At 35.9% G+C, this 12,021-nt stretch carries 11 protein-coding genes; 9 read left to right on the top strand and 2 right to left on the bottom strand.

Translation table 11 applies throughout. The features are described from left to right. From MHH96_RS25485 to MHH96_RS25455, 7 genes are all read left to right on the top strand, one after another. A partial coding sequence (locus MHH96_RS25485; RefSeq protein WP_341118308.1) for a heavy metal translocating P-type ATPase occupies positions 1-974 on the top strand: 974 nt, incomplete at its 5' end. A gap of 93 nt (positions 975-1,067) precedes the next feature. Further along, positions 1,068-1,193, top strand: coding sequence for a hypothetical protein (locus MHH96_RS25480; RefSeq protein WP_095258636.1), 126 nt, complete (start codon positions 1,068-1,070; stop codon positions 1,191-1,193). A gap of 552 nt (positions 1,194-1,745) precedes the next feature. After that, on the top strand, positions 1,746-2,624 hold the full coding sequence (locus MHH96_RS25475) for a helix-turn-helix transcriptional regulator (RefSeq protein ID WP_047942330.1): 879 nt from the start codon (positions 1,746-1,748) through the stop codon (positions 2,622-2,624). A gap of 109 nt (positions 2,625-2,733) precedes the next feature. Continuing rightward, positions 2,734-4,251, top strand: coding sequence for an alpha-glucosidase/alpha-galactosidase (locus tag MHH96_RS25470; protein WP_328283349.1), 1,518 nt, complete (start codon positions 2,734-2,736; stop codon positions 4,249-4,251). Between the two features lie 37 nt (positions 4,252-4,288). Further along, complete coding sequence (locus MHH96_RS25465) at positions 4,289-5,602, top strand: ABC transporter substrate-binding protein (RefSeq protein ID WP_053215675.1); 1,314 nt, start codon at positions 4,289-4,291, stop codon at positions 5,600-5,602. A 78-nt stretch (positions 5,603-5,680) separates the two neighbouring features. Continuing rightward, positions 5,681-6,553 (top strand): carbohydrate ABC transporter permease, encoded by an 873-nt coding sequence (locus MHH96_RS25460; RefSeq protein ID WP_047942328.1) that lies wholly within the window; start codon positions 5,681-5,683, stop codon positions 6,551-6,553. Further along, on the top strand, positions 6,543-7,427 hold the full coding sequence (locus MHH96_RS25455; protein ID WP_095258638.1) for a carbohydrate ABC transporter permease: 885 nt from the start codon (positions 6,543-6,545) through the stop codon (positions 7,425-7,427). The genes MHH96_RS25460 and MHH96_RS25455 overlap by 11 nt, the downstream gene beginning before the upstream one ends. Before the next feature lie 155 nt (positions 7,428-7,582). Here the strand turns inward: MHH96_RS25455 and MHH96_RS25450 are convergent, their stop codons facing one another. Together MHH96_RS25450 and katA are read right to left on the bottom strand one after the other, a co-directional pair. Further along, a complete protein-coding gene (locus MHH96_RS25450; protein WP_047942327.1) occupies positions 7,583-8,446 on the bottom strand; it encodes an aldo/keto reductase in 864 nt (287 codons plus the stop codon). 414 nt (positions 8,447-8,860) lie between these two features. Beyond that, positions 8,861-10,315: a catalase KatA gene (gene katA / locus MHH96_RS25445; protein ID WP_047942326.1), complete on the bottom strand. Its 1,455-nt coding sequence runs from the start codon at positions 10,313-10,315 to the stop codon at positions 8,861-8,863. 379 nt (positions 10,316-10,694) lie between these two features. Here katA and MHH96_RS25440 point away from each other — a divergent pair, with 379 nt between their 5' ends. Then, a complete protein-coding gene (locus MHH96_RS25440) occupies positions 10,695-11,225 on the top strand; it encodes a shikimate kinase (protein ID WP_047942325.1) in 531 nt (176 codons plus the stop codon). A gap of 25 nt (positions 11,226-11,250) precedes the next feature. Next, complete coding sequence (aroD, locus tag MHH96_RS25435) at positions 11,251-12,015, top strand: type I 3-dehydroquinate dehydratase (RefSeq protein ID WP_047942362.1); 765 nt, start codon at positions 11,251-11,253, stop codon at positions 12,013-12,015. Positions 12,016-12,021 lie beyond the last annotated feature (6 nt).

Raw genomic sequence — 12,021 nt, 5'->3', positions numbered from 1 at the left:
GAATATTATTTAAAGGTGGAGAACACCTAGAAATGACCCATAAAATTGATACGATTTTATTAGATAAGACAGGAACTGTAACAAATGGAAAGCCAATCTTAACAGATATAGTAACGGAATGGCAAGAAGAAGAATTACTTTCTTTAGTGGGAGCGGCGGAAAGCAAATCCGAACATCCTCTTGCAGAGGCGATAGTCAAAGGAATTACAGAGCGAGGGATTGTTCTGCGAGAAACTGCTGACTTTGAAGCAATCCCAGGTTTCGGAATTCGTGCAAATGTGGATGGCCGTGAACTCTTAGTCGGAACACGACGATTAATGGATCGTTACCGGATAAATGTCGGGAAAATTCTTCCGATTATGAAAGACCTGGAATCCCAAGGGAAAACAGCGATGCTTGTAAGTGTTAATGGCAAATATGCTGGACTGCTGGCTGTAGCCGATACAATTAAACAAACTTCTAAAAATGCCATTAAACGATTAAAACAGATGAACATTGATGTCATGATGATTACAGGAGATAACCAGCAAACAGCGGAAGCCATCGGACGACAAGCAGGAATTGACCATATCATTGCAGAGGTATTGCCAGATGGAAAAGCAGAAGCAGTGAAAAAACTACAGCAACAAGGAAAAAAAGTGGCAATGGTTGGAGATGGAATCAATGATGCTCCTGCACTAGCATTAGCGGATATCGGGATGGCGATTGGAACAGGAACAGATATTGCCATGGAGGCAGCTGATATTACACTTATCCGTGGAGATTTACAAGCAATTGCAGACAGTATCTTAATCAGTAGAAAAACGATAACAAATATTAAACAAAACTTATTCTGGGCTTTTGGCTACAATACGCTTGGTATACCAATTGCGGCAATTGGTTTGCTTGCACCATGGCTTGCTGGTGCTGCAATGGCTTTTAGTTCCGTATCTGTTGTACTAAATGCTCTTCGCTTGCAGCGTTTAAAACTATAAGAGCAAAACAATTTTCTGTTTGCTTCATAATCTTTGCCACTTTATCTCATACTAGAATAGTACGTAATTATTTCTAGCGGGAGGTAATGAATAATGGCGAAGCAGAAAAAGTCTGAAGTAAATAACCAATGGGCAACTGCTAATACAGAAGTTACAAGTAAAAAGCAGCATAAAACAGCAACAGATAACCAGTGGACTTCAACAAATAAGAAGCAATAAAATTTGATTAAAATAAAGAGGTTGGAACACAAGTCTCTTTAAGTAAAAAAAAGTGAAGTCGCCGGGTGTGATTTCACTTTTTTTACTTGCTTTAAGGAATTTTAGCAAAATTTCACCTAATTAATGGAATATTTTCCCACAGCGATTATTAATGCTTAAACCAGTTTTATTTTTAACTCTGGATTTCTCAAAAGCCTATAGCGTTTGTGAATCTAAAAACTGGCTTCTCATCAATCTTAGATTGATGGTAAATCTTAGCTGTTTCCTCTTCTGAAAGCTTCGTTTCAGTATACCTTTTTTGGTTCTTCCCATTTTTATTCACAATTAGCTTGCGATTCGCCTTTTCTTTTTTCGCTACAGAAAAATATCCGCCTTTTCTATTTTCTAACCCTTTTTTAAGTTAGGATAAAAATAAGGATAAAGGGAAAATTTAAAATTTTCCAGAAATAATTAGCGATTTAAATTAAAAAGAATTAATAAGCATAGAAAAACAGCTTCAAAAGGTAACTGTCTGTCTTCTTTATTTAAAAAATAATGAGGGAGGAATACATAATGATAAACTCAGGTAGTTTATATCAAATTAGTAGCAGTAAAGGTTACCATCCTAAGGTTACTGCTTATTACTTCAAAGAGTGGGATGGATTTTATATGGCCAATCATACGCATTCTTCTATGGAAATTATGTATGTTATATCTGGTGAATGCCGGGTGGAGGTAGAAAGGCAAGATTTTCAAATGAAAAAGCATCAATTTATTTTTATTGATAGTGAAGTACCCCACCGTTTGATTGTTGAAAAAAATAAGCCTTGTAGAATGTTGAATTTGGAATTTGCATTAACTGAAATGAATCGTACATTTCCTCCTATTAATGAGCTTGCAGAAGAAAGCAAAGAATTACAAGAATTACTAGTAATGAAAGAGGCCTATCATTTTTTGAAAGATAGAAACGGTGTTTTTCACTCATTAAGAAATCTAGTGTTGGAGTTAGACAGTCAGATGAATGATACAAGCGACAATTATTTAATGGTTCATATACTTTTTACCCAGTTATTATTACTTATTGCAAGAAATGTAGTTCAAGCTAAAAATGAATCCACACAGCTATCGAATCTATATTTAAAAAAGGTAATTGAATATCTTCATGAGAATTATGATTATGATATAAGAATAGAGCATCTATCTGCGATTACTCATCTTCACCCTAATTATATCCATCGAATTTTTAAGGAGTCAATGGGATGTACCATCATTGAATACTTAACCAAGATTAGAATAGAGAAAGCGAAAATGCTTATTACACAAACAGATATACCGATTACGAAAGTTGCTAGTTTTATTGGGATGAATAGTAGTCAATATTTTAGCAAGGTATTTAAAAAGCACATTGGTATAACTCCTTCAGCCCTAAGAAAGAAGGGGATCATAGACTAAATTTTAACAGGTTAGAATAGTACACAAAAATCTAAAGAAGAGATGAGATTATTTAAAGCGTTTACATTTTTCCGATGGTAACATAAATATAACGAAAAGGAGGGTTAAAATGGCATTTAAAGTTACATTTATAGGCGCTGGAAGCATTGGGTTTACGAGAGGTCTATTAAGAGATTTACTCTCTGTACCAGAGTTTAGAAACATGGAAGTATCTTTTACTGACATAAATCAAGATAATTTGGCTATGGTAACGCAACTATGCCAACGTGACATTAATGAAAATGGTTTGAAAATCACTATTCATTCTACTACTAATCGCAGAGAAGCGTTGTTGGGTGCAAAGTATATTTTTAATGTGGTTCGTATTGGAGGACTGTCTGCATTTCAAAAAGATATTGAGATACCTTTGAAATACGGAATAGATCAATGCGTTGGTGATACGTTAAGTGCTGGTGGAATTATGTATGGTCAACGAGGAATAGCTGAAATGTTAGAAATTTGCAAAGATATTAAAGAGGTGGCAGAAGAGGATTGTCTTCTATTAAACTATGCAAATCCGATGGCAATGATAACATGGGCTTGTAACAAATATGGCGGTATCCGAACTATTGGCTTATGTCATGGCGTACAAGGCGGGCATAGACAAATCGCTAATGTATTAGGAAAAGACAAAAATGACCTTGATATTATTTGTGCTGGTATTAATCATCAAACTTGGTATATCAAGGTTGGCTATAAGGGACAGGATCAAACTAGTAAATTATTGACTGCTTTTGAAAATCATCCAGAATACAGCCAAACAGAAAAAGTAAGGATTGACATGCTACGCAGATTCGGTTATTACAGTACAGAGTCCAATGGGCATCTCAGTGAGTATGTTCCATGGTATCGAAAAAGACCAGAAGAAATAAGGGAATGGATTGATTTAGGGTCATGGATTAACGGAGAAACTGGAGGGTATTTAAGGGTTTGTACAGAAGGGCGTACTTGGTTTAAAACTGATTTTCCTAATTGGTTAAAGGATCCTGCTCTTGAATATAAGCAAGAGAATAGGAGTGAAGAGCATGGTTCCTATATTTTAGAAGGGCTTGAAACAGGGAGAGTATATCGAGGTCACTTTAATATGGTTAACAATGGAGTAATTTCAAACCTTCCAGATGACGCTATTATTGAAGCACCAGGCTATGTAGATAGAAATGGTATTAATATGCCTCTAGTTGGAGAATTACCACTCGGATGTGCAGCAGTATGTAATGTGAGTATTTCTGTACAACGATTGGCAGTGGAAGCTGCAGGGAGAGGTGATGATCAATTATTACGTCAAGCGATGATGATGGATCCACTTGTTGGTGCGGTTTGTAATCCGAAAGAAATATGGCAGATGGTTGATGAATTATTAGTTGCTCAAGCAGAATGGCTCCCTCAATATGCAGAAGCAATAGCAGAAGCGAAAATTAGACTGAAATCTGGGAACCTTCTACCGACAAAAGAATATCGTGGAGCAGCAAGATTAAAAGTAAAAACAATTGAAGAAATGGAGAAAGACAGGGAAGCTGCAAATAAAAATGCAGGGGAAGCAGATAAAGCAAAAGAACGCCCAGTTAGTAAGCAGATAAAGGAGTTATAGTTTAGTTAAAGATAACTATAAGTTGGGAGGTAACTAGATGAAAATTAGTAATCCAATTAAAAGTGGGATATGGATACTTTTAGTTATGTTTATTGTAATCGGTTGCAGCAGTAATAGTACTTCCAGTGGTAAAACCAGTTCAGGAAATGGAAAAACAATTCAATTAACGATGCAAGCATGGGGAAACCCTGCAGAATTAAAAGTTTATCAGAAAGCAATTGATGGGTTTATGGATGAAAACCCTAATATTAGGGTGAAACTAGTTCCGGTTTCAAGTGATCAGTATGATCAAAAGCTAATGACTTCTTTACAAGGAAGTAAGGGACCAGATGTGTTTTATGCACATGAGCCAACTATGCCGCAAATGATAGAGGCAGATGTGGTACAACCATTGGATGATTTTTTTAATAGTGAAGCAAGTTATGTGAACTTAAAGGAGTTTCCTGAAGGATTATTTGGTCCAGCAAGACAAGAAGGAATTACCTATGGAGTTGCTCCAGATGCAAACCCGATGGTTATCTATTATAATAAGACCATTTTTAAAGAGGCTGGTCTAAAAACGCCACAAGAATATTATGAAGAGGGCAATTGGAACTGGGATACATTTATTGAGGTTACTAGTAAGATTAAGGAATCAGGAAAAGAAGGATTAATTATGGAAAACTGGCAGGGGCATTGGTATAGCTGGATTTGGTCAAATGGAGGAAGAATCTTTGATGAAGAAGGTAATTTTGTATTACCAGAAAATGAGAAAGCGAAGGAAACCTTTCATTTTTTACATGATTTAGTTTCCAATGGAAATGCAGTATATGCAGGTTCGCTACCACAAGGTCAAGGGGTTGACGCCATGTTTATGTCTAATCAAGTAGGTATGGTAGCAGGCGGTCGCTGGTTTACTCCCCAATTCGATCAAAATCCTAGTTTAGATTATGATTATATCTATTTTCCGAGTAACACTAAAGAAAAACAAGAAATGGTAAGTGTACCAGTAGCCTATATGTCAGTAAATAAGAAAAGTGAGCATTTGGAAGAAGCGATGAAATTTGTGTCTTATTATGTTGGGAAAGAAGGGCAAGAAGCAAGAACTGGAAAAGACGGAAATGCACTCCCATCTCTCCCTTCCGCAGATGAAAATGCACTAGAAGGTAGTAGTGAAAAACATATGGAGTATTTATTTGATGGGCGGAATAATGGTTTTACACATGGTTCTAACTTTGCGCGTGATGCCCAATTTGCAGGATTAACGACTGAAATATCGGAGACAATTGACTTAATGTTCCTTGGTAAAGAAGACGCTGATACTACTATTGATAAGGTAATTAAGATAATTAATCAGTATGTGGATAAATAATTCTATCTTTCTAAAAAGAGAGAATATACCAAGAAGATAAACCTTCTTGGTATATTTTCCTAAAGGGGTGTGGGGCAGTTGGCTAGAAAAAATGCGAATTTATGGGGTTTTCTTTTTATTAGTCCTCAGCTATTAGGGTTGCTGTTTTTTTCGTTAGTTCCATTAATCTATGCCTTTTATTTAAGCTTTACAGACTGGAGTGGATTTGGGAGTAGCAGCTTTATTGGAATATCTAATTATATTAATCAAATAAATAACCCTGATTTTTGGAAGGCAATGGTTAATACAATCTATTATATGTTTTTAGTTGTACCTATTGGAATTGCGTTAGCGCTAATTTTAGCTGTTGCCCTTAATAAAGTAAAAGGTAAAGCAATCTACCGTGTCTTTTTCTTTATGCCTGTAGTAACAAGTTCAGTTTCTGTAGGGGTAATATTTATGTGGATTCTAAATGGAGATTTCGGTATTTTAAATGAATTGTTATCCTATATTGGGATAACTGGACCTCATTGGTTAACTGATACTAAGTGGGTAATACCTTCCATTGCATTATTAAGTATATGGTGGGGGCTTGGATATAACATGGTAATTTTCTTGGCAGGACTACAAGGCATATCAAGGAGCTATTATGAAGCTGCAGAAATGGATGGGGCAAATGCTATTCAGAAATTTAGGCACATAACGTTACCATTACTAACACCAACTACCTTTTTTGTAACAATCATGACCATCATTTCTTCCTTCCAAGTATTTGACCAAGCATTTGTTATGACAAATGGTGGACCTGCAAAAGCAAGTTATACCATTGTCTTCCACATTTATGATCAGGCATTTGTTGATTTTACGATGGGAAAGAGTGCCGCTGCTTCCATGATATTATTCGTTATTATTTTAATCTTTACACTTATCCAATTTAAATTTCAAAAAAGGTGGGTGTTTTATGGAGAATAAATATGTATTAAATACTGATACTAAATTTGACATCCAAAAAGCACGTAAGAGACGAACATTTATCCCAAAATTAGTTCTGCATTTTATATTGGGAATTGGGGCACTAGTAATGATCTTCCCGTTTGTTTGGACGATCCTTAGCTCCTTAAAGGATATGTCCCAAATATTTGTTATTCCGCCAAAATGGATTCCTGATCCTTTTGTTTGGAGTAATTTTCTTGATTCTTTACAGGCAATGCCCTTTAATTTAGCGTACTTTAATAGCTTTTATATTACTGTTATTATCGTGGGCTTTACATTATTCACTGCTTCAATGGCAGCTTATGCCTTTGCAAAAATTAATTTTAAAGGTGCCAATCTTCTTTTTATTTTATTTCTGGCTACGATGATGATACCAAAGCAGGTTACAATGATTCCTTTATATTTGGTAATGGATAAATTAGGTTGGTTAGATACTCATTTAACATTAATTGTACCAGGAGCACTATTTAATGCTTTTGCAGTATTTTTATTAAGACAATTTGTTATGGGGATTCCAAAAGAGTTAGAAGAAGCAGCTATAATGGACGGGGCAGGATATGTTCGAATATATTGGAATATCATATTACCATTAATTCGACCTGCTTTAGCTGCCATTGGTATCTTTACTTTTATGCAATCTTGGAATAACTTTCTTGATCCTTTGATATATCTGAATTCTCCTGAGAACTTTACTGTACCTTTATTATTAAATTCTTTTAAAGGGCTATATACAGCTGACTGGTCGTTAATGATGGCAGGTACAGTTATATCTATTATTCCAGTATTAATTGTGTATATTATTGCACAGCGTCATATAATTGAAGGAATATCCATAACAGGCATGAAGGGATAAGTATATGAGGTTAATAATTTGATTGTTTGTTTTAATATATCTTAAGCTCCTGCAAAATCTTTTCCTGATAAATGCACAGAACTATATTGTGTTTGGTGGAGTGGTAGGAGGTTATACGCCTCCTGCCACTCAATAATAGACTAAATATAGGAACATTATTTTGAAGCAGCTTCCTGCATCGCTTTAAACCGTTCGATATCATCAGGATTCCCAAAGCTTCGTTCGTTTGTATCGAGGGAAGTAATGGTTTTTATATCCTCTGAATCAAGTGCAAAACCAAATAAATCAGCATTTTCCATAATGCGATGTTCATGAACTGATTTAGGAATAATGATGGTATCACGTTCTAAATGCCATCTTAGAATTACTTGGGCAACTGTTTTATTGTGTTTTTTAGCAATCTCCGTTAAAGCTGGTAAATCGAATAATCCATTCTTACCTTGTCCAAGCGGTGCCCACGCTTCATGGGCAATATTATGTTGTGCTAAGTAATTTCTTAGTTCCACCTGTTGGAAAAGAGGATGTGTTTCAACTTGATTTAGCATAGGAGTGATTCTCGCTGTTTCCGCTAATTTTTCTAAATGGTGGATTTGGAAGTTGCATACACCAATTGCGCGGATTAACCCCTCTTCATAAAGATCTTCCATTGCTCTCCATGTTTCTTCAAATCTAGGTGCAGCCCAGTGAATAAGATAAAGATCTAAATAATCTAACTGAAGCTTCTTTAAAGATTCATGAAATGCCTTCTTTGTTTCTTCATAACCAAAATCTGTTACCCACACTTTTGTAGTGATAAACAATTCTTCACGAGGGACACCAGCAGCTTTTATCGCAGTGCCTACAAATTCTTCGTTTTCATATCTTGTAGCGGTATCAATGGAGCGATAACCATTTTTTATGGCTGCAAGGACACTTTCTTCACATTCTTTTGGATCATTTACTAAGAAAACACCAAAACCTAAATAAGGAATTTCTACGCCATTGCTTAGTTTTTTTGTTGAATTGATTGATAATTCCATCTTTTCACCTCGTTAGAATATAGTTTTCCTATTCTAAGAGTAGCGCTTTCTTGAGGGATTATCAAATAATTGAGATGAAATGCATGGATTGTACGAAGGGGGGGAGCCGTATGTAAAGGTTCGGAGTCGCAAGTAAAAAGCGAAAAGTCGCAAGGAAAAGATAAATAACCGCAAAAAAATGCCGAAACCCGCAAGTAATTTGCTAAAAACAGCAAGCATCTAGGCAAATGACGCAATGAAAATAATCCCTTAAAAATAAGTGACTACAAATTATCATAAAATTAGTTTGAGTTTCACTTAAAAGGGGTACTGTACCAACAAACAACAGGCTGTAATCCTTATATTATAGTATTACAACCTCCTCCAAATAGAAAAGAAAAACCCTCAGAAAAGAGGGTTTTTCGCCAATTATTATTATTTTACTGTTTCGGGAACACTTAGACCTAAGCCTTCAGCAACTTTTGTGCCGTATTCAGGATCTGCTTTGTAGAAGTGACCGATTTGACGAAGCTTGATTTCTTCTAATGCTACAGGTTTCATTGCGCCAACAATGTTTGCGACTAATCTTTCGCGTTCTTCTGTGGTCATTAGACGGTATAAATCTCCTGCTTGTGTGTAGTGATCATTATGATCATATGCTACACTTTCGGCTACTCCAGATACTGCAAATGGCGTTGTTTTGTTTTCAGGTGTTTCTTTTGGACCACTAAAGCTATTTGGCTCATAATAAACAGAACCGCCGCCATTACCATCAAAGCGCATTTGCCCATCACGTTGATAGTTATTTACTTCATTGCGTGGACGGTTAATTGGAAGGGCATTATGGTTTGCACCTACACGGTAGCGATGTGCGTCACTGTAAGCAAATAGACGGCCTTGTAGCATTTTATCTGGTGAAACTTCTACACCAGGTACTAATGTTCCAGGAGAGAATGTAGCTTGCTCCACTTCTGCAAAGTAGTTTTCTGGGTTGCGATCAAGTACCATACGACCAACTTCGATTAACGGATAATCTTTTTGTGACCATACTTTTGTTACATCGAATGGATCAAAACGATACGTATCGGCATCCTCTAATGGCATAATTTGTACGTATAGTGTCCAAGCAGGAAAATCTCCTTTTTCTATTGCATTAAATAAATCTTCTGTATGATAATCAGGATTCTCTCCAGCAAGTTTAGCAGCTAAATTAACATCCAGGTTTTTAATCCCTTGTTCTGTTTTAAAATGATATTTAACCCAAACGCCTTCTCCCTCTTCATTTACCCATTTAAAAGTATGGCTTCCGAAACCATGCATATGACGTAATGTTGCTGGAATACCACGATCTGACATCAGGATAGTTACTTGATGTAAAGATTCAGGGGAATGAGACCAGAAATCCCATACAGCTGTTGGGTTTTTTAAATGTGTTTTTGGATCTCTTTTTTGTGTATGGATGAAATCAGGAAATTTAATGGCATCACGAATAAAGAATACAGGTGTATTATTACCAACGATATCATAATTTCCATCTTCTGTATAAAACTTCACCGCAAATCCACGTGGATCACGAACAGTATCTGCAGAACCTAGCTCCCCTGCAACGGTTGAAAAACGGATAAACATTGGAGTTCTTTTTCCTACTTCAGATAAGAAGTTAGCTTTTGTATATTTCGTTAAGTCATTTGTCACTTCGAAATATCCATGAGCTCCAGCCCCTTTAGCATGAACAACTCGCTCAGGCACACGTTCTCTATTAAAATGAGCTAATTTTTCAAGTAAATGTACATCTTGGATTAATGTTGGTCCACGATGGCCAGCAGTAATAGAATTTTGGTTGTCCCCAACTGGTGCTCCCCAGCTAGTCGTTAATCGATTATTTGACATATAAAAAATCACCTCATAATTTAGTTCTTTAGCATATGTATATTATAATATCATCTATAATTAAAAAATCAATATAATTTTATAATAATTATAAATAAGTTCTAAAATAGTAATTTATAAATGTATTTAACCATTAAAACTACGTAATACTTGATAGGATTAGAAAATTGAAAAAATAACTAATAGAGAACGTATGCGCATGAATGAGAATATAGGATGGGAGAAAAACGTGTTTTTTCAAAAGAAGATAGCTTTTATCCACTGCATTATATGTGAGAAGAAACAGATTTATTCCAATAATCTGCTAGGATAAAGACTCAATTTCCCTTATAATGAAAAGAAAGATTTTGCCGGATATAGTTATAGGGGGCTTCATTTCATGCTGCAGAATGGATCAGTGAAAGAGAAAAGTATTTTTTTAATAGGGTTTATGGGAGTCGGAAAAACGACGATTGGAAAAGAATTAGCGAAAAAACTTCAACGTGAATTTGTAGACGTTGATCATCAGATAGAAGAAGAGTATAACATGACCATTCCAGAAATTTTTAGCCATTATGGAGAAGCCTTTTTTCGGAAAAAGGAAAAAGAGCTGATTAAGGCGTTATCGGAACAGAAGGAAAAAGTGATTTCGCTTGGAGGAGGAGCTTTTCTGCAAGAAGATATTCGCAATGCTTGTCTAGAAAATGGGATAGTTATATATATCGATATGTCCTTTAAGGCGTGGAAGGAAAGAATCCCGTTTATTATTGATAGTAGACCTGTACTGCAAGGTAAGACTGATGATGAAGTAAAGGCGTTATTTAATACGAGAAAAGAAATTTATAGGAATCACCATCTGAAAGTCACAACCGATGGAAACAAGGTAGAGGAAACAGTTGATGCTATTATAGATTCATTGGATCTGGCTTAAAAGTAAGCTCTTGGAGGGGAAAATGGTGAGTAAAAGCATAAAGGTAAGAGAGGTCATTATTGGAGAAGGAATCCCGAAAATTTGTGTTTCTCTTATTGGTAGAACAAAAGAAGAGCTAAGGGAAGAGGCAGCAGCATTAAAGGAGCTGAGGATAGATATCCTTGAATGGCGTGCAGATTATTTCACAGAAATAGATAATAAAAAAAGGGTAATAGAAATGCTGCAGCAAGTAAGAGAAATAATTGGCAATATGCCTTTACTATTTACATTTCGTACAGCAAAAGAGGGGGGCGAAAGACAAATAGAGGAGCAAGAATATTTCTCGTTAAACAAAAGTGTGTTAGAAACAGGACTGATTGATTTACTAGACATAGAGTTATTCATGGAGACGGAAGCCATTAAAGAAGTTGTAAATATGGCCCATTCTAAACAAATTGCCGTTGTCGTATCTAATCATGATTTTGACAAAACACCATCTAAGGAGGAAATTGTTTCGCGCCTACAAATGGCGCGCCAGCTAGGTGCTGATATTCCCAAAATTGCGGTCATGCCAAAATCAGTTAAGGATGTTATAGCATTATTAGATGCGACTGTTACGATGAAGGAAGAAGCCCCCAATCAACCGATTGTCACGATGTCAATGGGAGGAAAAGGAGCTGTGAGCAGGATGGCAGGAGAAGTATTTGGGTCTGCAATTACATTTGCTGCAGCAAATAAGGCATCTGCACCAGGACAAATTCCATTAGAAGAGTTGAGAACTATTTTAAATGTTTTACATAAAAGTTTATAACAAGGA

It is taken from the genome of Niallia sp. FSL K6-0212, from assembly GCF_038007605.1.
GTDB lineage: Bacteria > Bacillota > Bacilli > Bacillales > Cytobacillaceae > Niallia > Niallia circulans.
This window is presented reverse-complemented; position numbering and strand designations above follow the sequence as displayed.

Excerpts from the sequence above, each read along its gene's own strand:
- MHH96_RS25455 (WP_095258638.1), top strand. The coding sequence starts at position 6,543 with ATGGAGAATAAATATGTATTAAATACTGATACTAAATTTGACATCCAA.
- MHH96_RS25480 (WP_095258636.1), top strand. The coding sequence starts at position 1,068 with ATGGCGAAGCAGAAAAAGTCTGAAGTAAATAACCAATGGGCAACTGCT.
- MHH96_RS25470 (WP_328283349.1), top strand. The coding sequence starts at position 2,734 with ATGGCATTTAAAGTTACATTTATAGGCGCTGGAAGCATTGGGTTTACG.
- katA (WP_047942326.1), bottom strand. The coding sequence starts at position 10,315 with ATGTCAAATAATCGATTAACGACTAGCTGGGGAGCACCAGTTGGGGAC.
- MHH96_RS25440 (WP_047942325.1), top strand. The coding sequence starts at position 10,695 with ATGCTGCAGAATGGATCAGTGAAAGAGAAAAGTATTTTTTTAATAGGG.
- MHH96_RS25450 (WP_047942327.1), bottom strand. The coding sequence starts at position 8,446 with ATGGAATTATCAATCAATTCAACAAAAAAACTAAGCAATGGCGTAGAA.
- MHH96_RS25475 (WP_047942330.1), top strand. The coding sequence starts at position 1,746 with ATGATAAACTCAGGTAGTTTATATCAAATTAGTAGCAGTAAAGGTTAC.
- MHH96_RS25465 (WP_053215675.1), top strand. The coding sequence starts at position 4,289 with ATGAAAATTAGTAATCCAATTAAAAGTGGGATATGGATACTTTTAGTT.